General features: G+C 62.0%; 20 protein-coding genes. 4 read left to right on the top strand and 16 right to left on the bottom strand.

Annotated features, from left to right (window positions below):
* Window positions 1-10: 10 nt before the first annotated feature.
* Window positions 11-1,531 (bottom strand): malate:quinone oxidoreductase, encoded by a 1,521-nt coding sequence (locus tag FY528_RS00265; protein ID WP_149068988.1) that lies wholly within the window; start codon window positions 1,529-1,531, stop codon window positions 11-13.
* 454 nt (window positions 1,532-1,985) lie between these two features.
* On the opposite strand from FY528_RS00265, the gene FY528_RS00270 reads away from it, so the two are divergent.
* On the top strand, window positions 1,986-2,177 hold the full coding sequence (locus tag FY528_RS00270) for a cold-shock protein (protein ID WP_149068989.1): 192 nt from the start codon (window positions 1,986-1,988) through the stop codon (window positions 2,175-2,177).
* An 89-nt stretch (window positions 2,178-2,266) separates the two neighbouring features.
* Here the strand turns inward: FY528_RS00270 and FY528_RS00275 are convergent, their stop codons facing one another.
* Together FY528_RS00275 and pncA are read right to left on the bottom strand one after the other, a co-directional pair.
* Entirely contained in the window at window positions 2,267-2,983 is a 717-nt protein-coding gene (locus tag FY528_RS00275) for a TIGR04283 family arsenosugar biosynthesis glycosyltransferase (protein ID WP_149068990.1), read from the bottom strand.
* A gap of 47 nt (window positions 2,984-3,030) precedes the next feature.
* Complete coding sequence (gene pncA, locus FY528_RS00280) at window positions 3,031-3,654, bottom strand: bifunctional nicotinamidase/pyrazinamidase (RefSeq protein ID WP_149068991.1); 624 nt, start codon at window positions 3,652-3,654, stop codon at window positions 3,031-3,033.
* Between the two features lie 172 nt (window positions 3,655-3,826).
* Here pncA and FY528_RS00285 point away from each other — a divergent pair, with 172 nt between their 5' ends.
* Entirely contained in the window at window positions 3,827-4,750 is a 924-nt protein-coding gene (locus FY528_RS00285) for a hypothetical protein (protein ID WP_149068992.1), read from the top strand.
* A 37-nt stretch (window positions 4,751-4,787) separates the two neighbouring features.
* On the opposite strand, the gene FY528_RS00290 is transcribed toward FY528_RS00285, so the two are convergent.
* Together FY528_RS00290 and FY528_RS00295 are read right to left on the bottom strand one after the other, a co-directional pair.
* Complete coding sequence (locus FY528_RS00290; RefSeq protein ID WP_149068993.1) at window positions 4,788-5,321, bottom strand: 2'-5' RNA ligase family protein; 534 nt, start codon at window positions 5,319-5,321, stop codon at window positions 4,788-4,790.
* Between the two features lie 2 nt (window positions 5,322-5,323).
* Window positions 5,324-6,892, bottom strand: coding sequence for a T9SS type A sorting domain-containing protein (locus FY528_RS00295; RefSeq protein WP_149068994.1), 1,569 nt, complete (start codon window positions 6,890-6,892; stop codon window positions 5,324-5,326).
* A 156-nt stretch (window positions 6,893-7,048) separates the two neighbouring features.
* Here FY528_RS00295 and hutI point away from each other — a divergent pair, with 156 nt between their 5' ends.
* Window positions 7,049-8,302, top strand: a complete 1,254-nt coding sequence (gene hutI, locus FY528_RS00300) for an imidazolonepropionase (protein ID WP_149068995.1) — start codon at window positions 7,049-7,051, stop codon at window positions 8,300-8,302.
* Window positions 8,303-8,307: 5 nt separating this feature from the next.
* Here hutI and FY528_RS00305 read toward each other — a convergent pair whose 3' ends face one another.
* From FY528_RS00305 to FY528_RS00325, 5 genes are all read right to left on the bottom strand, one after another.
* Window positions 8,308-8,691 carry a DUF423 domain-containing protein gene (locus FY528_RS00305; RefSeq protein WP_149068996.1) on the bottom strand — a complete coding sequence of 128 codons (384 nt, stop codon included), beginning with the start codon at window positions 8,689-8,691 and terminating at the stop codon, window positions 8,308-8,310.
* 132 nt (window positions 8,692-8,823) lie between these two features.
* A complete protein-coding gene (locus FY528_RS00310) occupies window positions 8,824-9,492 on the bottom strand; it encodes a YggS family pyridoxal phosphate-dependent enzyme (RefSeq protein ID WP_149068997.1) in 669 nt (222 codons plus the stop codon).
* A 145-nt stretch (window positions 9,493-9,637) separates the two neighbouring features.
* On the bottom strand, window positions 9,638-10,663 hold the full coding sequence (locus FY528_RS00315; protein WP_149068998.1) for a vWA domain-containing protein: 1,026 nt from the start codon (window positions 10,661-10,663) through the stop codon (window positions 9,638-9,640).
* Between the two features lie 128 nt (window positions 10,664-10,791).
* On the bottom strand, window positions 10,792-11,676 hold the full coding sequence (locus tag FY528_RS00320; protein WP_187631928.1) for a hypothetical protein: 885 nt from the start codon (window positions 11,674-11,676) through the stop codon (window positions 10,792-10,794).
* 19 nt (window positions 11,677-11,695) lie between these two features.
* Complete coding sequence (locus FY528_RS00325; protein WP_149069000.1) at window positions 11,696-12,595, bottom strand: DUF58 domain-containing protein; 900 nt, start codon at window positions 12,593-12,595, stop codon at window positions 11,696-11,698.
* 36 nt (window positions 12,596-12,631) lie between these two features.
* On the opposite strand from FY528_RS00325, the gene FY528_RS00330 reads away from it, so the two are divergent.
* Window positions 12,632-13,024 (top strand): DUF4296 domain-containing protein, encoded by a 393-nt coding sequence (locus tag FY528_RS00330; protein WP_149069001.1) that lies wholly within the window; start codon window positions 12,632-12,634, stop codon window positions 13,022-13,024.
* On the opposite strand, the gene FY528_RS00335 is transcribed toward FY528_RS00330, so the two are convergent.
* From FY528_RS00335 to egtB, 6 genes are all read right to left on the bottom strand, one after another.
* Window positions 13,021-13,371, bottom strand: coding sequence for a tRNA-binding protein (locus FY528_RS00335; RefSeq protein WP_149069002.1), 351 nt, complete (start codon window positions 13,369-13,371; stop codon window positions 13,021-13,023). The genes FY528_RS00330 and FY528_RS00335 overlap by 4 nt on opposite strands.
* 53 nt (window positions 13,372-13,424) lie before the next feature.
* A complete protein-coding gene (locus tag FY528_RS00340; RefSeq protein WP_187631929.1) occupies window positions 13,425-13,919 on the bottom strand; it encodes a DUF922 domain-containing protein in 495 nt (164 codons plus the stop codon).
* 101 nt (window positions 13,920-14,020) lie between these two features.
* Complete coding sequence (locus FY528_RS00345; protein ID WP_149069004.1) at window positions 14,021-15,376, bottom strand: MATE family efflux transporter; 1,356 nt, start codon at window positions 15,374-15,376, stop codon at window positions 14,021-14,023.
* A gap of 51 nt (window positions 15,377-15,427) precedes the next feature.
* Complete coding sequence (locus FY528_RS00350) at window positions 15,428-16,516, bottom strand: pyridoxal phosphate-dependent aminotransferase (protein WP_187631930.1); 1,089 nt, start codon at window positions 16,514-16,516, stop codon at window positions 15,428-15,430.
* A gap of 34 nt (window positions 16,517-16,550) precedes the next feature.
* Entirely contained in the window at window positions 16,551-17,555 is a 1,005-nt protein-coding gene (gene egtD, locus FY528_RS00355; protein ID WP_222931770.1) for an L-histidine N(alpha)-methyltransferase, read from the bottom strand.
* 46 nt (window positions 17,556-17,601) lie between these two features.
* The gene (egtB, locus tag FY528_RS00360) at window positions 17,602-18,900 is read right to left on the bottom strand and encodes an ergothioneine biosynthesis protein EgtB (protein ID WP_149069006.1); all 1,299 of its coding nucleotides are present in this window, start codon (window positions 18,898-18,900) and stop codon (window positions 17,602-17,604) included.
* Between the last annotated feature and the right edge of the window lie 57 nt (window positions 18,901-18,957).

Here is an 18,957-nt window from a genome sequence, read left to right on the forward strand (position 1 = left end):
GACGTCGGTATTAGTGCGAGGTTGGGGCGGTTTCTGTGAGACCCAATACCTGGCTGGTGTGGGCGCGCAGCTCGGCCAGCAGTTGAGGCTCCTCGTTCAGGTGGTGGCCGAAGGAGGGAAGCATCTGCCGGAACTTGCCTTGCCATGCCGGCGTGGCCGACTGCGCGGGAAAGCACCGCTGAATAAGATTAATCATGATGCTGACGGCCGTGGAAGCCCCGGGCGAAGCGCCCAGCAGCGCGGCAATGGAGCCGTCCTTGGCGGCTACCACTTCAGTGCCAAACTCCAGGATGCCGCCTTCTTTTTCGTCTTTCTTGATAACCTGCACCCGCTGGCCCGCAATTTCCAGCTGCCAGTCCTGGGCCTTGGCTTCGGGCAGGTACTCGCGCAGGGCCGCCAGCCGGTCTTCCGGCGACTGGGCTACCTGGTTGATGAGGTACTTGGTGAGCGGCAGGTTTTTGAGACCGGCAATAATCATGGGCCGCATGTTGCTCAGCTTCACCGACAGGGGCAGGTCCAAGTAAGAACCTTGCTTGAGGAACTTGGTGCTGAAGCCCGCATACGGGCCAAATAGCAGTTCCTGCTTGCCGTTGATGACGCGGGTATCAAGGTGGGGCACCGACATAGGGGGGGAGCCCACGGCCGCTTTGCCGTACACTTTGGCGTGGTGCTGGGCAATAACAGCGGGATTCACGCACTTCAGCCACTGCCCACTCACGGGGAAGCCACCGAAGCCCGAGCCTTCCGGAATGCCCGATTTGATGAGCAGGGGCAAGGAGCCGCCACCGGCGCCAATAAACACAAACGGCGCCCGGGTTTTTTTGACTTCGCCCGTAGTCAGGTCCTTGGCTTTGATGCGCCACAAACCGTCTTCCTTCTGCTTGAGCTTGTCTACGTCGTGGTGGAAGTTGACCGTGACGCCGGGCTTCTGCTGCAGCAGCGTGAACATGCCCCGGGTAAGGGAGCCAAAGTTCACATCGGTGCCCAGGTCCATGCGGGTGGCGGCCACGGGCTGCTGCGGGTCGCGGCCGTGCATTACCAGCGGCATCCAGCTTTCCAGCATTTCGCGGTCCTGGGTGTACTCCATGCCCTGGAACAGGGGCGACTGGGTGAGGGCGGCGTGGCGCTTGCGCAGGAAATCCACGTTTTTGTCGCCCCACACAAAGCTCAGGTGCGGAATGTGGTTGATGAAGCGCGTCAACTCCTTTACCTGATACGTTTCGGCTAGGTACGACCAGAACTGCTTCGACTCCTCAAACTGCTCGGCAATTTTGATGGCCTTGCTGATGTCGATGCTGCCGTCGGGCTTTTCGGGGGTGTAGTTCAGCTCGCAGAAGGCCGAGTGCCCGGTGCCGGCATTGTTCCAGGCGTCGGAGCTTTCGGCCGCAGCCACATCCAGGCGCTCATAAATAGCAATGGTAAGATCAGGCTGGAGCTCCTTGAGCATCATTCCCAGCGTGGCGCTCATAATGCCAGCGCCAATCAGCACCACATCAGCGGTAGCGGAGTCAGTAGGTTCGGTCGTTGTCATGCAGAATTAAGGAAGAGACTCACGAAATACGGGGGAAAGCGGGAAAAGATGAGGATTGTTTAGCCAAGCTGTACAGTATCTACCGTTGCTCCCTTGGTTGGGGGGCCGGTTTGCCAGCTGTTTTAAGGCCCGTTTTAGCTATTTCCGGAAGCCGGCGTGCGGGCTCCGCCAACCCCGATCTGCTGCGGACTGCGGCCGGGCTGGCACCCGTGGAATTACCGACGTAGTGTTAGCGACGAGCTTGCGCACGGCTCTGCTAGCCTTGTCCCGGGCGGGTGCCGAGAGTAATTTTTCCTCGTTAAGCGCCCAATCGATGCAACCTTAAAAAAAATCTTACCTTTACCACGTTTATGGCAATTTGCTTCGTACCACTACTCCCGATTCGCGTGCTGAATGTTGGTAGGGTTCCGCTGACATTTGCTTAACTGACTACCTTTTTTCACTTCCATTTACCATGCAGACGGGAACTGTAAAATTCTTCAACGAAACCAAAGGCTTCGGTTTCATCAAAAACGACCAAACCGGCGAAGACATCTTCGTGCACGTGACCGGTCTGATCGACGAAATCCGTGACAACGACAAAGTAGAATTTGACGTGCAGGAAGGCCGCAAAGGCTTGAACGCCGTGAAAGTACGTCGCGCTTAGTTCGCGCTAGGCTTCTTCGGAGCCTACAAAAAAAGCAGCTTGCCTTCCAAGGCAGGCTGCTTTTTTTATGGGTTGAGCTTGAGGCCAGCCTATACCTTGCCCTGGCGGATAAGCCTGCGGTAGACGCGCACCAGCCCGGCCTGCGAAACGCCCAGGTGGTAGAGCAGGCAAAGTAGCCCGAAGATGGCCTGCAGCCGGAATATGCCGTTGTCTAGGTACTTGCGGGCCGAGGTGGTGACGGCCGAGGGCAGGAGACAAAACCGGCCGTGCCGCCGCAGTCGCCCAACAATTTCCTGGTCTTCCAGGACCAGCAACTGCTCGTTGAAGCCCCCGGCCCGCCAGAAAACGTCCTGCCGCACAAACAAGCTCTGGTCGCCAAAGCGCAACAGGTCGTTGTCGAAGCGGGTACACCAGGCGCTGAGGCGCAGAAACCAGTGCGGGTGGTTGAAGCGTAGCCGGAAGCAGCCGCTGCCCGCACCGTCTTGCCCGACTGCCTGCCGGAGCCGGGTCAGGAAGTCGGGGGGAGGCAGGGTGTCGGCGTGCAGGAAGTAAAGCACTGCCCCTGTAGCGTGCCGGGCCCCGTGGTTGAGCTGGGCAGCTCGGCCTTTCCGGGGGCAGGGCACCACCCGGGCGCCCGCGGCAGCAGCTACGGGCGCGGTGTCATCGGGGCTGTGCGCGTCGGCTACCAGAATTTCCACCGCGGGAGCAACCGCCCCGGCCGCCCCCAGATACGCCAGCAGCTCCCCAATGTGAGCCGCCTCATTGTAGGTGGGAATGATGATGCTGACAGTGCCGGGAAATACCATAAAAACCAAGGCGCGGCGGAAAAGACCAGAAGGTACCCGGAACTCGGTTAAACGGCCGGGGCGGCCAGCACCTGTGCGGAAGTAATGAGGTGGCCGCCGCGCTGGCGTAGGTCCTCCTTCGCCCGCGCAAAGCCTTCCGGAGAAATGGGCCGGGTAGCATCTTCAATCACGAACGTGTCGAAGCCTTCCTGCAGCGCATCCTTGGCCGTGTAGTACACGCAGTAGTCGGCGGCTAAGCCGGCTACGTACACTTCGCGCACGCCGCGGCCGCGCAAGTAGTCGGCCAGTCCGGTGCTTTTGCGGTGGCCATTGTCGTAGAAGGCGCTGTAGGAGTCGATGGTGACGTCGGTGCCTTTGCGAAAGATAACCTCCACGCGGCTGGAGTCGAGGGCGGGAGCCAGCTCGGCCCCGCTGCTGCCCTGCACGCAGTGGTCGGGCCAGAGCACCTGCTCCAGGCCGTGCAAGTCAATCTGCGCGAAGGGCACCTGCCCCGCGTGCTGACTGGCAAAGCTCTGGTGGGTGGCCGGGTGCCAATCCTGGGTAGCTACTACCAGCGGAAAATAAGGCTGCAGGGCATTGGCCAGCGGAATAATGGCGTCGCCCTCGGGTACGGCCAGCCGGCCGCCGGGCAGAAAATCGGGTTGAATATCAATCAGCAGCAAGGCTTTCATCGGCAAAGCAGGTTAGGGAAGTGGCGGCCCCGAAAAAAGACTTCGGCGGGGCAGTAGCAAAACTACCGAACCCCACCATATTTGCGGGAATACCAGGTTGAGGCGGGATAGACAAAAGCTCAATCCAACGTGGTGAACACAATCGGGTAGACACCCGTGGTAAATACTACGCATGAAAACATTTATTGGAGTAAGCGTAGCGGTTTGGCTGGTAGGCGGTGGGCTAATGCCCGCGCAGGCGCAGCAGGCAGCGGGGGCACAGCCGGTAGCCGGTACGCACGTATGGCTGGTACCCCCCGCAGGCTTTACCCCGGCCCCGGGCCTGACGGGCCTACGCAGTGGGGCGGCGGTGCTGCAGGTGTTCGACGGGCAGGGGGGCAACTACTACCGGCAGGCCGGGAGCTTCACGGCCACCCGGTTTGCGGCCCGGGGTGGACAGGTGCTGGAGCTGCAGGACGTGTCGGCGGGTTCTTACCCGGGCCGGCTGGCGCGGGTGCGGCAGTCGGGCACGCAGGAAACCACGCAGGTTTTGTTTGGCGACTCCACCTTCGCCGTGCTGCTGGAAGCCCGCTACCCGGCTTCCGATACGGCTACCGCCACCGCGCTGCGGCGCAGTATGCTGGGGGCCCGCTACCAGAAAAACGCAGATAGCAACTCCCAATCGGCCACCATCTTCCAGTTCGACGAGGACAAAACCCCTTTCCGGTTTGCCCAAGCGGAGGCCGGCACCCTGTATTACACGCCCAAGGGGCAGCCGCGGGCCGAAAATACGCCCACGGTAGCCGTGCGCCTGGCCGACTATAACCTGGGTATTACCCTCGCCGACATCAGCCAGCAAATGCTGCAGCGCTACCCCGCGCTGCGGGGCTACACCGTGCGGAAGCTGTCATCGGCCAAAGTAAACGACCTTTTAACCTACGAAACGGAAGGCTTTGCCCAGCTCAACGGGCAGCGGGTATTGGTGTACCAGCAGGTGTCGGTTATTGGCAACACGGCCGTGTCGATGGTAGGAATGACGCCAACAGACGTAGAAGCCACGCTAACCCAGTTCAAAGCCCTGACGCACACCATCACCCCCAAGCGGCGCAAGCCCTGATGCAGCGAAGCGCTGACTCTGCTGCTAAGCAACGTGCTTACTGTCTAGCCGCTGGTCCTTCCAACGCAAACTCAGCTAGGCTTTCCCAGGGGCCGCCCCGGTAAGCCCACAGGTGCAGGCCCTGGCCCGTAGCCTGGAAAGCAGTGAAGTCGGCACTGAGCTGCTCAAACAGCGCCCGGGCCCTGGGGGCCGCTACCTTGTTCTGAACCGTCACGTGCGGGCGCAGGGGTTGCCGGTCCTGGGGCGTAAGCGTCGGCCCCCAGCTGCGCTGCAGCCGCCTATGCAGGTCCAGCAGCTGCTCGTTTTCACAGCGGTACGCTACGCCCTGGCCCATAAACAACAGGCTGGCTACGGTGAGGGGCAACGGCGGTGTTTGGTGAGCTTCTTCCCGCAGCTGCTCGAGGAGGTTGGGAAGCTCGGGGCTGGAAAGGTGATGAAAAAGCGTAAGGTGCGCCGCCAGATAATTGCGTTCCGGGGGAAAATGCTGTTGCCGCAGCCGGTCGAAGAATGCCTGGGCGGCGGCATCCAGCGTAAGCGTCAGAATTAGCGGAACGGGGGGCTCAGGCAGCATGCTTACTGAATGAGCACCCGTTGGGTGAGCGGCTGCCCGTCGGTGTGGGTGCGCAGGAAGTACACTCCGGCCGGCAGCCCGGCGGTAGAAAACTCCACGGTGGCTCCCGCGGCGGTCTGCTTACGCACCACCTGGCCCAGCTGGTTGACGAGTTCCAGCGGACTCTGAGGCTGCGTGCCCAGCTCCACGGTAAGGGAGTGGTGGGCTGGCAATGGGTAAGCCCGCATAGAAGCTACCCCGCCCAGGTTGAGCTGACGAATCTCGGAGTAAGTGAGGGTGCCATCGGCGTCGAGGATGGCCAGGCGGTAGTAGGTCTGGCCCGGGGCCGGGGTGCCGTCGGTGAAAGTATACCGATGACCACGGGTGGCGTTGGTAGCCGGCACGCGCCGCAGCGTGGTCCACTGGCGGCCGTCCTGGCTGCGCTCTACCTGAAACAGGGAAACGCCTTCCTCCATTGCCGTCGACCAGTTCAAGACCACACCGGCACTTTGACGCCGGGCCGTGAAGCTGGTGAGCGTGACCGGAAGCGGAATAGCACCAGCAAACGACATGGCATCCCCGCGCGAGCAGCCAAAAGCCGTGCCGAACGTTGAGCCCGTGAAGTTGCCCGTAATGCAGTCGATGCGGTGAATTTCGCCGTTGTCCGCATCCACGGTGTACACCTGGTTGAGTCGGTCGCGGAACATGGCGCCCACGTTCTCGATGGTGGGCACGGGCGTGGCCACGGTAACGGTTGTGGCTACGGGCGCCGTGGCCGGGTTGGCAATAGTCAGAAACTGGTCGTCTTTGCCCAGGTAGCTAACCAGTTTGCCCGTAGATGGGATATACACCCAGTCCTGGATACCCCCTTCGGGGGCCTCACCCGTGGCACCCGCCGCCAGGTAGCTTTCAATCTGGGCTTTGTAAGCGTTTATCACGGCGGTAGTGGCCGGGTCGCTGATGTTTAGCTCGCGCCAGGTAGGGGCCGCATTGAACGGTACCGTGGTTTGGTTGAGCTGGATGGTGCCGACATAGAAGTGAAAATCGTTGATGCGCGAACCCGGCGCCCCCAAAAGGTTCAACCGAAAGCTCACTCCGCCCACGTAGTACAGGGACTGGTTATCCGCATCCTCTTCGCCGTCGCCGATGAAGTTGAGGGTAACGCGGTAAGCGGGATTAAAAATAGAGGTGCCCGTAGGAGGCTGGGGTGGGGACGTCACGCTGCCCAGGGGCGTGGCCGTGCCCGTGGCCAGGGCAATGCGGTAGAGCGAGGGCGGCGTGGCAAAGTTGGCCGCCGTGACTTGCTGGGGCACATCCAGGGCATAGAGTACCGAGGTGTTGTCCTCATCGTAGCCCAGCGCATTCACAATAAGCGGGGTCGTGGTGTTGTCACCATTCACGACCTGTACCGGCCCGATGGTGGAAAGGGAGCCATCCACATTGATGCTTTGCAGCACCGAGCCCGTACCCGAGCCCGCCGTGCAGCTACGGCTCACGGCAAAGCTTTGGGTGGGCAGCTGAGCATGTGCCAGGCCAGCACTTAGCAATGAAAACAGCAGGCCGGAAAAAATGCGTGTAGACGTGTTCATCATGACTATGCAGGCTAAAAACAACAATACCTTTGATCGGCCCCATCGCCTTTTCTTAGCGGTAGTAGGCTATGGGCCACAGCATTCCGCACTCGAAATATCCGTGTATTAGCGGTTGAGTCCAAAAAAGGCCCTGATTTTTTACATAAACTCCGCCGTATGCCCTGTACGCTGCTTATCCAAAACTGTGGTCAATTGCTCACCATGCGCAGCGCCGGCAGTGGTCCGCTCCGGGGCTCGTTTCTCCAGGATTGGGAATTAGTTGGGGATGCGTATCTGGCTTGTACCGACGATAAAATTGAGGCCTACGGCCCCATGTCCAGCCTGTCAGTCAGCCTCATCGGCCCCGAAACGCAGGTGCTGGATGCTGGCGGCGGCGTGGTAATGCCCGGGCTGGTAGAGTGTCATACGCACCTGGTATTCGCCGGCAACCGGGCGCACGAGTTTCAGCGCAAGCTCCGCGGTGAGTCCTACCTTGATATCCTGGCCTCGGGGGGGGGGATTCTGAGTACAGTACGGGCCACGCGGGCCGCTTCGGAAGAGGAACTGCTGGCCGGCGCCCTGCACCAGCTGGAAGGGTTTCGGCGGTATGGCGTTACCACGCTGGAAGCCAAGAGCGGCTACGGCCTCGACCGCGACACGGAGCTGCGCTTGGTCCGAGTAGCCCGGGAAGCGGGCCGGCAGCAGGCCGTGCGGGTGGTGCCTACGTTTTTGGGCGCGCATGTGGTACCACCCGAGTATAAAGGGCGCCCCGCCGATTATCTTGATTTTTTGGTGGATGAGGTGTTGCCGGAACTGCGCGGGGAAGCCGAGTTCGTGGATATTTTCAGCGAGGAAGGCGCTTTCAGCGTAGCTGATTCGCGCCACTACCTGCAGCGAGCTAAAGAGTTAGGGTTTCAGCTGAAAATCCACGCCGAGCAGCTCCACGACCTGGGCGGCAGCGCCATGGCCGCCGAGCTGGGCGCCGTGAGCGTAGACCACTGCGACTACCTATCAGCCGCCGATGCGGCGCGGGTGGCCGCGCAGGCCCGCACGGTAGCCGTGCTGCTGCCCCTGGTGCCCTTGTTTCTGCGGCAGCAGCAATACGCCTCCGGCCGGCAGCTCATTAAGCAGGGCGTACCCGTGGCCCTCAGCACCGATTTCAACCCCGGTTCCTGCCCCAGCAAAAACCTGTGGCTGGCACAGTCGGTGGCGTGCCTGAACATGGGCTTCACTCCGCGCGAGGCGCTGGCCGCTGTGACCATCAACGCCGCCTGGGCCATCAACCGCCAGCACGACTGCGGCTCCCTGGAGCCCGGCAAGCGCGCCGACGTGCTGGTGCTGAACGTGCGCAGCTACGAGGAGCTACCCTACTGGCTAGGCGAAAACCCCGTGCGGCAGGTAATCATCGGCGGACAAGTGCAGCCCGAGTAGGTTGGCTACAGCTGGCGGGCAACCAGTAGCAGACTGATCCAGCCCGCGATGAACAGCAGCCCGCCAATAGGCGTGACGGCCCCCAGCTTAGTATACCCCGTAAAGCACAGCAAATACAACGAGCCGCTAAACAGCACAATGCCGCCCAGCCACAGCCCGGCCGTACGGCCCAGACCCTGCAGCTCGGGTCGGGCCGCCAACAATACGCCCACAGCCACCAAGGCCAGCGTATGGTAGAATTGGTAGCGCACGGCGGTTTCAAACGTGTCGAGGCGGTTGGTGCGCTGGAGCATGTCGTGCAGGCCGTGGGCGGCAAACGCGCCGATGCCTACACTGAGCAAACCCAGCACGGCGGCCAGCTGAAGAATTACGCGGGCAGTTAGTTGCATGGTTAAGTTGTTGAACGATGAAATGGCGAAGTAGCCTGCTGTTCGGGCGGCAGTTCAACTTGGTAGTGCTTTCGGGGATAGTGCATACAGCTGGATATTTGGCCAACAAGCGCAACCACCCATCTAACCCACTTACCCCCGGGCCCCAAAAATAGCGCTGCCAACCCGAATGAAGGTGCTGCCTTCCTGCAAGGCCAGGGCATAGTCGGAGCTCATGCCCATGGAAATTTCCCGGAAGCTGGGCTGCTCGGCAAAGTACCGGGTGCGCAGCTGCCCGAAGTAGCCGCGCAGCGTCTGAAACTCGCGGCGGAGCTGGGCCTCGTCCTGAGTGAACGTAGCCACGCCCATCACGCCGGTGATGCGCACGTGGCGCAGCGCCTGGTAGGTGGCGGAGGTCAGCATTTCCTCCGCTTCCGGCAGGGTAAGGCCGGTTTTAGTGTATTCCTCGGCAATATGAAACTGCAGCAGGGCATCGATAACGCGGTTGTGTTTGGCGGCCTGCTTTTCCAGTTCCTCCAGCAGCTTCAGGCTGTCAAGGCTTTGCACGGTGTGGACGAAGGGCGCAATGTATTTGACCTTGTTGGTTTGCAGGTGCCCGATAAGGTGCCACTCCACGTCGGCGGGCAGCTCGGGTTGCTTGGCGGTCATTTCCTGCACCCGGTTTTCGCCGAAGATGCGGGCTCCGGCCTCGTAGGCTTCCTGCAGGCGCTCTACCGGGTGGGTTTTGGTAACCACTACCAGCCGGGCGCCGGTGCCAGCCAGCTGCTCTTCAAAAAATCGGATGTTCTCAGCTATGGACATATTTTCTTAATGTGCTGCGCTTCGCTAATGTGAGTTGAATGTGCTCCGCTTTGCCAATGTGCTAATGTGAGAAATGTGCTGATTATTAGCCTTTATTAGCACATTTACTACATTTCTCACATCAGCACATTCAACCACATCAACATCAGTCTTCAAGCGAGTTGGTGAGGAAAGTGTTTTTGAGTCCCAGCCACAGCAGCCACAGGCCCAGGCTCCAGGCTAGGTAGTAGCGGTAGTAATCGGTGGTGTTGCGGAAGCGGGTTTGCTTGATTTCGGACTTTTCCAGGCGGTTGATCTGACCGAAAACTTCCCGTAAGGCTTCGTTGTCGGTGGCGCGAAAGAACTGGCCCCCGCCGGCCGCGGCCAGCTGGCGCATGGTGCCCTCGTCGAGGCGGGTTTCTACGTAGCGGGGGCGGCCCAGCTCATCTTTGCCAAAGGGAATGGCGCCGTCCTGCCCAATGCCAATGGTATAGAGCCGCAGCCCGTAGGCATGGGCGAGTTGCGCGGCCAGCAACGGGTCGAGGTTGCCCGCGGTATTTTCCCCGTCGGAAAGCAGAATGCAGACTTTTGTGCGGCTTTTGGATTCGCGCAGGCGGTTGGTAGCCACGCCTAAGGCGGTTCCAATGGCGGTGCCGTCGTTGGCTATCATGCCCAGCCGCAGCTCAGCCAGGTTTTCGAGCAGTAGGTCGTAGTCGGTGGTAAGCGGGGTGAGGGAGTAGGCGTCGCCGGCAAATACAACCACGCCAATCCGGTCCCCGGCGCGGCCGGCCACAAACTCACGGGCCACGCGTTTGGCTGCTTCCAGGCGGTTGGGCCGCAGGTCTTCCAGCTCCATGGAGCCCGATACGTCCAGCACCAGCAGGATGTCAATGCCTTCCCCGGTCTGCACCACTCGCTCGTCGGTGCGCTGGGGGCGGGCCAGGGCCAGCAGGGCAAAGGCCAAGCTGGCCAGCAACACCACATCGGGCAGAAAGCGCAGCACCGCCGACCAGTCGGTGCGCACCTGGCCAGCTACAAACGCCACGCCCAGGCGCTGGCGGCGGCGGTGGGCCAGCAGCCAGCGCAGGGCAAACAGCAGCGGCAGGGCCGGAAGCAGCAGCAGCACGCGCGGCCACTCCCAGGAATACCCGGTAAGTGTGGAATAGCGCAGCCCGTCCAGCAAAGTCAGCATGTGCCCGGTACAGAGTAAGAATGGGAAGGTAGTGTCCGGCAAAGCTACGCGCCCGCGCCGGAATCCCGTAGAGCCGCTCTGAGCGTTGGAGCACACGGTTTGCCGCTGCGGGTAGGCCAGGGTGTTGCTCAGGAGAGTTGTACTCCTGCCGCGGCCCGCTGGTACCGCTCTTCCGCAAAGCCCCGCAGCTGCTCGAAGGCCAAGTCAATTTCCGGCGACTCATCCTCGTCCAGCAGGTTGCCGTAGATGACGCGGTCGGCCACGCGCAGGGCCTGACTCACGGCCGGGTGATGCTGGTAGTGGCTTTCTATTTCGCGGGTAGTAAGGGAGTTGAGGTTGCTGTCCTCGAGGCGGGTGAGGTAGTTTTTCCAGAGTGTAATGGCACGCTCCATATTGGTGATGGAGCGGGACAACGCAAACCGCTCGATGTGCCGGGCGTACTGCGCCAGAAAATACGCGTGGTTTTTCCGCAGCTTGTAGCGCTGATAGCGCAGGCGCAGGCGCCGCCGGAATACCAGCACCAAAGCCCCCGTCAACCCCAGCACCGCCCCAATAGCCGCCAGCCAGTACGGATAGTTAAACCGGGTTTCTACCGGTGCCAGTCCTGTGGTAGCCCGCAGCACGGGAGGCTGATCGGCGTCGACAGTGGGGGCCAGAAACCGTAAACGCACGGCCGCTGGTGCAGTGCGTACTACCAGGGAGTCGCGGCCCCGCAACACCAGCACGGGCAGGCTAAGCTGCTGCTCGGGGGCTAGGTCGAAGGTACGCAGGCGGTATACGGCGCGGTCCAGGCTCTGGCCCTGGCGGGTGCGGGTAGGCGAGTACTGGTGCCCTACGTACTCAAATGGCTTGAAGTCGGCGCTGGAGTCCGGGAAGATAACCTCCAGGGTCGGGGCATGCCGAAACGTCAGCTCGTACTCTACCACTGCGCCTACCTGCGTAGTGGGCTGGCGAAACCGGCCCACGGGTTGCGCGGATTGCCCCAGCGCCGTCTGCGCCAGCATGGTCAGCACACCTAACAGGATATGGCGGCTACCCACGGCTGCGTTGGTTGCGGCGCCGAAACAGGTTTACCAGCTGCGGCACGTAGTCGGCATCGGTGGCAATGGAGACAAACTCCGTGCGGTGGCGGCGGCAGATCTGCCCAATCTGCTCCCGGTTCTGCTCGTAGGTAGCGCGGTAGCGGGCCCGGAAAGCGGCCGAAGAGGTATTTACCCACATTGTGCGGCCAGATTCCTGGTCGAGCAGGGGCACAATGCCCAGGGGCGGAAACTCCCGCTCGCGCTGGTCGAGCAGCTGCACCACAATCAGGTCGTGCTTGCGCGCCAGCATCGTCAGCTCCCGCTCGTAGCCGGTGTCAATAAAATCGGAAAGCAGAATGACGAGGCTGCGGCGCTTTACCAGGGACAGCGCCTGCTTGATGCCCGCCGCCACGGCCGTATGGGGGGAGCGGGGCGTGAGGTCGAACAAGCCCTTGATGAGGGCGTAGGCGTGGCGGATGCCCTTGCCGGGGGGCAGGTACAGCTCTTTCTGGTCGGAAAAAGCCAAGATGCCGAGCTGGGCATCCTGACGGGTGGCCGTGAGGGCCAGCAGCCCGCAGATTTCGCGGCCCACGTCCAGCTTCTGCCGGCCCACCGCGCCCACCCGCTGCGAGGCACTCACGTCCAGGAGCAGCAACACCTGCTGTTCGCGCTCTTCTTTGTAGGTTTTGACGAAGGTGCCGTGGCCTTTGCTCGACACGGCCCAGTCGATGGCGCGCACCTCGTCGCCGTACTGGTAGAGGCGCACGTCGTCGAATTCCAGCCCCGTGCCCTTGAAAACGGAATGGAAGTTGCCCTGCAGCTGCGCGTCCACGGCGTGCCGAATGCGAATCTCGAAGTGACGCAGCTTACGGATGAGCTGCTGCAAGGGAGTGGCTTCTGGGACCTTCATTCCGGCTAAACTAACGCATCTTCCTAACTTTGCCGCGTGAAACTGATTTCCGCTTGTGCTGGCGTGGCCCTCACGCTGCTGGCTGCCTGCCAGCGTCCCGAAGAAATAGCGCCTCCTACGCCGTTGGTGCCCAAACCTGAAATGGCCCACCTGCTGACGGAGATTCACCTGGCAGAGGTGCGGGTAGATGCGTCGCGGCTGACCAGCGACTCGGCGCAGGCGTTGTTTCTGCAGTACAAGGACAGCCTTTTGCGCCGACAGGGGGTGAGCGACTCGGCATTCGCCAAAAGCTACCGCTACTACACCATCCACGACAAGGATCTGGAGGAAGTGTACAAGCTGGTGCTGGATTCGCTGGAGGTCCGCCGCGCCCGCTACGGCCCGCTTAGTGCCCCAAATCAGGCTTCTCCGGCCTACCGCCGGCGCTAGTGCAGGCGCTGCCCGTTGGGCACGGGGGCATCGGGGCTGATGAGCACAATGGCCCCATCAGCAGCAGAGAAGCCCGTTACGAGCACCTCCGACATAAATGGCCCAATCTGCCGGGGTGGAAAGTTCACTACGCACACCACCTGGCGACCCACTAACTCGTGGGGTTGATAACGCAGGGTAATCTGGGCGCTGGAGCGCTTCTGGCCTATTTCGGGTCCTAAGTCTATCAGGAGCTGATACGCGGGCTTGCGGGCCTGCGGAAACTCCCGCGCTTCGAGGATGGTGCCCACACGCAGGTCCACGCGCTCAAACTCAGCCCAACTCAGGGGCGGTGCTGCATCTGCCATATTCCTAACTTTTGACCGCAAGCTACACGCTGGAGCCGGGCCATACCAAGCGCTTATTCCGGCAACGCGTAGGCACTGAGCTTCTCGAGGCGCTGCTGCACGGCAGTTTCCCATTGCTGTTGGCGGGCGGCATTCAGGCCGTGGTTGGTTTCCTGATCGTAGCGGGCCTCTTCGCGCTGCCAGGCCAGGAAAGCCACTTTGGTGTAGCTATTCAGCGCAGGTTGGAGCTTGTCGCAGTCGAATTGCATTAAGGCCAGCTTCTGGCGCATCTGCCGGGCATGTACTTCGGTCAGGTCGAAGTGCACCTGCTCGTGGCGGAGCAGCTGGGCGCTAGCCTTACCCGGCTCGCGCACCCAGGACTCAGTGGGGGTAAACACGGCCTTCACGGCAGCAGAAAACTTGAAATCCGAGCAGCCCACTTTCACGTCGATGTTGGCAGAGGTGAGGGCCGCGAGGGTGACCGGCGCACCAGGCCGGGCTTGGAAGTCGGCCCAGCTCAGCGGCCGGCTCGCCGACCAAGCCAGGACAGGGGCGGGGGGAGAGTGCACGGGTACCGCTGTGGCTGGGCTTGCCCAGCCCAGCCACAGCGGCAGCAAAGAAATCAAGGAAAGCACCATAGCAGGAACAGCGGAATAAGTCTGTTTCCGGGCTAACGCAACACGGGCGCTGGTTCGTTCACTGGTACGGCGCTAAAGCGGTTGAACCGCCACAGCAATACCCCTGCAACCAGGGTGAGGCCTGTGAGTAGTCCCGTCCATACCCCTATTGCGCCTAAATTAAATACAAAACCCAGGACGTAGCCCAGGGGCAGGGCCACTGCCCAGTACGCCAGCAGCGCCACCATCGAAGGCCACTTCACATCTTCCAGCCCCCGCAGCGCCCCCAGCCCCACTACCTGCAGCCCATCCGACACCTGAAACAGGGCCGCAATGAACAGCAGCGTAGCCGCCTGACTTACCACGGCCGGGTTGTGGTTGTAGAGCGTAGGAATAAACGAGCGGCCCAGAATAAGCACCAGCCCCATGCTGCACATAAAGGCAAACGTGAGCAGGTACGCTGTGTACCCGGCCTGCCGGCTGCCCAAGGCCTGGCCCAGTCCCCGCTGCCGCCCTACCCGAATGGTGGCCGCCGCCGCAATGCCGCTGGCCGCCATATACGTGACGGAGGCAACGTTGATGGCAATCTGGTGCGCGGCCAGCGCCGTAGCGCCCAGCCAGCCAATCATAATAGCCGACATGCTAAATGCGCCTACCTCAAACATCATCTGCACGCCGATGGGTGCGCCGAGGTTTGCAAGTTTGCCAAGTACTTCCTGGGAGGCGCGCCAGGCCCCGGTGCGGTATTGCTGCAGCCGGGGAGCCCGCAGCACATATACGCCCATCAGCATAGCCATGAGGATGCGGGCAATCAGCGTAGCCCAGGCCGAGCCGATCATGCCCATTTTGGGGGCGCCCCAGTTCCCGAAAACCAAAGCGTAGCAAAGCAGGGCGTTGAGCACGTTGGCCAGCACGGAGAGGTACATGGCCTGCCGGGTCAGCCCGAGGCCTTCCGCAAACTGCCGGAACCCCTGAAAAATCATGAGCGGCAGGAGCGACAAGAACATGATGCGCACCCAGGGAGCCGCCAGCGCCACCACGGCCGCCGGCTGCTGCAGAAACTGAAGCAGCCAGGGAACTACCAAGCCAAATAGCGCCAGGAGCACGCCCGTGAGAGTACACAGCAGCACACCATTGACCAGCAGTTGACCAATACGAGCCACGTTGCGCTGCCCGTCGGCGGCGGCCACCAGCGGCGTAATGCCCATCGACAAGCCCAGGCCAAACACCAGCACGACAGTGCTGACGCTTACGCCCAGGGATACGGCCGCCAGCGGAATGGTGCCTAGCTGGCCTACCACCACGCTGTCGCACACGTTTACCAATACGTGGCCCAGTTGGCTGATAACCACCGGGTAAGCTAGTAAAAGCGTAGGTTTGAAATGCGGGCGGAGGGAGGCAAAGGACATGGGAAGCGGGAAAAGCAGGGGCAAAGGTACAACCCGCAACTGCCCCGGCCCTCAACTCTGCCGAATCTGCTCAAGTACGGTGCCGATCCTGGCTAAAGCTTCGGTAAGCTCCGCCTCCGAGGCTGCGAAGGACAATCGGGCATAGCCGGGGGCGTGGCAGGTGGCCCCGTCTACTACTTCTACCCCGCCGGCGCGGAGTTGCTCTACCAGCACGCCCGAGGCTTCGGTTAGGGCCAGGCCAGGGCGCAGGTAAGCCCGAAAATCAGCGAATACATAGTACGTGCCCGCCGTGGGCACGTAAGGCAGGCCCAGTCGCGTGAGGCCCTGCTGGAGCTGCTCACGACGCGGGGTTAGCAAGCGGAGCAGCTCTGCCCCGATGGTATCGGCAGCTTGGGTAGCAACTAGGGCCGCCAGTTGGCTGGGCACGGCTGGGGCGGCGGCTGTCTTACCCTGCCACTGCGCGCAGGCCTGGGCAATTGCCAAGGGCGCAACGAGGTAGCCAATGCCCCAGCCCACCAGCGCCAACGACTTCGAAAAGCCATGGATGACGACGTGCCGTTGGGCGGGGTCCGGAAAACCAAGCAGAGAGGGCACCGGCTGCCCAAACGATACCCGCTCGTAGATTTCGTCGCTCACCACCAGCACGTCGGGCCGCGCAGCCAGCACGGCCAGCAGGGTAGCCAACTCAGGAGCGGAGTAGATGCGGCCCGTGGGGTTGTTGGGGTTGGAGAACAGAACAACGCGCGTGCGGGGCGTGAGGGTTGCGGCCAAGGCCGCAGGGTCCAGGGCGTATCCATCCTCGGCCGATAGCGCCAGCGTGCGAAGAGTGCCGCCGGCCAGCCGCACCAGCTCGTCGAAGCCAAACCAGCTGGGCGTGAGCAGTAGCACCTCGTCGCCAGGCTGCAACGTTGTGCAAAAAAGGGAAAACAACGCCGCTTTGGCACCGGGCGTAATGACGACCTGCTCCGGCGAAACCGCAGGAAAGCGCTGAACCAGGGCAGCGCGCAGCTCCGGCAGGCCGGCTACGGGACTGGCATAAGCCCCCGGCTGGGCGAGAAGGCCGGGCAGTTGTTGTGCTACGGTTGCCGGAGCCGGAAAAGGCACGTAGCCCGAGGCAAGGCTGATAAGGGAAGAAGACAAGACGAGCAAGGTTAGCGTTACCGCCGCAAAGTAGCTATTCAGCGGCTGGCGCCAGCACCACATCCGCAAAGTACTGCCGCTCGTCGGTGAAAAAATGCTGCACTCGCAAACCAGCCGCCCGGGCCATTGTCTCAATCTGGGGGCGGGAAAACTTATAGGAATTTTCGGTGTGAATAACCTCCCAGGCTGCGAAACGACAGGCGAAATCTGCTTCCGGAAACTGCACGGTTTGGGCGCGGCGGCTCACCAGGAAGGAGCGCACGGCTCCGCTCAGCGGGTCGTAGTCGGTGTAATGCTCCCAGGCCGTCAGGTCGAAGTCGGCGCCCAGCTCCCGGTTGAAGCGGTGCAGCAGGTTCAGGTTAAACGCCGCCGTCACGCCCTGGCTGTCGTCGTAGGCCGCCCGGATGATGCGCGGGTCCTTCTGCAGGTCAAACCCGATGAGGAGGCGGTCGGCGGGAGTGAGGTGGCTGGCCAGCTGCTGCAGGAATTCCTGGCGGTCGGCAGGCAGGAAGTTGCCAATGTTGGAGCCCAGAAACAGCACTACTTTGGGCTCGTGCGTATGCAGGCCCGCCAGCGCCGAAAAATAGTCGGCCTCAATAGGCTCTACGCGCAGCTGGGGCAGCTCTTGGCTGAGGCTTTGGGCCAGTCCCGCCAGAGCCCCGCCCGAAATATCCACGGGCGCATAGGTGAAGTCGGCGCCCTGGGCCAACAGCTCCTGCAGCAGCACCTTGGTTTTGCTGCCGTCGCCGGCCCCCAGCTCCACCAGCCGAAACGGCTGCCCTGGCTGGGAAGCCAAGGCTTGCCCAATGGCCGCTCCCTGTTCCGTGAAAATGGCCATTTCGGTGCGAGTGGGGTAGTATTCGGGCAGCTGCATAATCTGCTGGAAAAGCCGGCTGCCCTCATCGTCGTAGAAGTACATCGACGACAGCGTTTTGGGCAGGCGGCTCAGCCCTTCCCGCACGTGCGCAGCCATCGTTGCGCCTGCGGCTTGGGTAGATGCGGAGAGAGAAGTAGAAGCAGTGGAAACAGAAGAAGGCATAAGGAAAAGCAGGGGAGAGCCGAAAAGAAGAGACGGAGCCGTGCGGCTAACGGGCCAGACGTAGCCCCGTGAACTGCCAGCGCTTATCGGCGTGAAAGAAATTGCGGTAGCTCAGGCGGATATGGCTGGCCGGGGTGGCACAGGAGCCCCCGCGCAGCACGAGTTGGTTGACCATAAACTTGCCGTTGTACTCGCCCAGGGCCCCGGCGGCCCGCACGTAGCCGGGGTAGGCATGATAGGCCGAATACGTCCATTCCCAGGCGTCGCCCAGCAGCTGGTGGCAACGGGCGGGGTCGGCGGTGGGCGCCAGCGGACGGGTATCATACAGGCCGGATTCCTGGAAGTTGCCCTCGGCTACATCGGGCTGAAAATACCGTGCGGCAGTTTCCCACTCGGCTTCCGTGGGCAGGCGGGCCCCGGCCCACTGGGCGTAGGCATCGGCCTCGTAAAAGCTGAGGTGTGTAACGGGAGCCGCCAGTTCCAAGGGCTGCAGCCCCTGGAGCGTGAAGCGCTGCCAGCCAGCCGGGCCCGACACCCAGTAGAGCGGCGCCTGCCACTGTTCCCGCTGCGCCAGGTCCCAGCCCTCGCCCATCCAGAACCGGAAATCCTGGTAGCCGCCGGCCTCCACAAAGGCCAGGTACTCGGCATTGGTTACGAGTCGATTCTGCAGCTCAAAGTCGGCCACGTACACCGGGTGAGCGGGCAGCTCATTGTCGAAGCTGAAGCCCTCTTCCTGCAGGCCCACGGTATGGACGCCGCCCGGCACGGCCAGCCACGTGACTGGTGGAGCCGAGGAAGCCGCTACGGCCTTGGCCGGCTGGTAGGCTGGCGCCAGCGGACTGGTGCTAAGGATGTATTTAATGTCGGTAAGCAGGAGCTCCTGGTGCTGCTGCTCGTGCTGGAGGCCCAGCTCAAAAAGCTCGTAGAAAGAAGCCGGCAGCGCATTGGCCCGGGCGTCGAGAAGTTGATGCACAGCCGTATCTACGGCGGCGCGGTAGGCATATACCTCGGCCAGCGCAGGGCGGGAGAGGGTACCCCGGTCGGCCCGGTTTACCCGGGACCCCAGAGAGTTATAGTAGGAGTTAAACAGGAAGGCATAATCGGGATGGTGCACCACGTAGCCGGGCTGGTATTGCTGCAGCAGAAACGTTTCGAAAAACCAGGTAGTGTGGGCCAGGTGCCACTTCGGCGGACTCACATCGAGCATGGGCTGTACCACAGTGTCCTCGGGCAAGAGGGGGCGGCAGATGGCCTCGGTTTGCTGCCGCACCTGGGTATAGCGGGTGGCCAGGGCAGCCGACGACAAGGCAGAAGAGAAAGCAAGCTCGGGCATGGCAGCAGGCATGGAAAGGCCGTAAGTACGGTGGTCTAACTCAGAAACGCCAGCCGGGGTTTTACTGCC

The sequence above is a fragment of the Hymenobacter lutimineralis genome (assembly GCF_008271285.1).
Classification (GTDB): domain Bacteria; phylum Bacteroidota; class Bacteroidia; order Cytophagales; family Hymenobacteraceae; genus Hymenobacter; species Hymenobacter lutimineralis.

Coding starts and splice junctions, on each gene's coding strand:
- egtB (WP_149069006.1), bottom strand. CDS start 18,900: ATGCCTGCTGCCATGCCCGAGCTTGCTTTCTCTTCTGCCTTGTCGTCG.
- FY528_RS00285 (WP_149068992.1), top strand. CDS start 3,827: ATGAAAACATTTATTGGAGTAAGCGTAGCGGTTTGGCTGGTAGGCGGT.
- FY528_RS00310 (WP_149068997.1), bottom strand. CDS start 9,492: ATGTCCATAGCTGAGAACATCCGATTTTTTGAAGAGCAGCTGGCTGGC.
- pncA (WP_149068991.1), bottom strand. CDS start 3,654: ATGAAAGCCTTGCTGCTGATTGATATTCAACCCGATTTTCTGCCCGGC.
- FY528_RS00290 (WP_149068993.1), bottom strand. CDS start 5,321: ATGCTGCCTGAGCCCCCCGTTCCGCTAATTCTGACGCTTACGCTGGAT.
- FY528_RS00325 (WP_149069000.1), bottom strand. CDS start 12,595: ATGAAGGTCCCAGAAGCCACTCCCTTGCAGCAGCTCATCCGTAAGCTG.
- FY528_RS00335 (WP_149069002.1), bottom strand. CDS start 13,371: ATGGCAGATGCAGCACCGCCCCTGAGTTGGGCTGAGTTTGAGCGCGTG.
- egtD (WP_222931770.1), bottom strand. CDS start 17,555: ATGCCTTCTTCTGTTTCCACTGCTTCTACTTCTCTCTCCGCATCTACC.
- FY528_RS00270 (WP_149068989.1), top strand. CDS start 1,986: ATGCAGACGGGAACTGTAAAATTCTTCAACGAAACCAAAGGCTTCGGT.
- FY528_RS00345 (WP_149069004.1), bottom strand. CDS start 15,376: ATGTCCTTTGCCTCCCTCCGCCCGCATTTCAAACCTACGCTTTTACTA.
- FY528_RS00265 (WP_149068988.1), bottom strand. CDS start 1,531: ATGACAACGACCGAACCTACTGACTCCGCTACCGCTGATGTGGTGCTG.
- FY528_RS00315 (WP_149068998.1), bottom strand. CDS start 10,663: ATGCTGACTTTGCTGGACGGGCTGCGCTATTCCACACTTACCGGGTAT.
- hutI (WP_149068995.1), top strand. CDS start 7,049: ATGCCCTGTACGCTGCTTATCCAAAACTGTGGTCAATTGCTCACCATG.
- FY528_RS00275 (WP_149068990.1), bottom strand. CDS start 2,983: ATGGTATTTCCCGGCACTGTCAGCATCATCATTCCCACCTACAATGAG.
- FY528_RS00295 (WP_149068994.1), bottom strand. CDS start 6,892: ATGATGAACACGTCTACACGCATTTTTTCCGGCCTGCTGTTTTCATTG.
- FY528_RS00305 (WP_149068996.1), bottom strand. CDS start 8,691: ATGCAACTAACTGCCCGCGTAATTCTTCAGCTGGCCGCCGTGCTGGGT.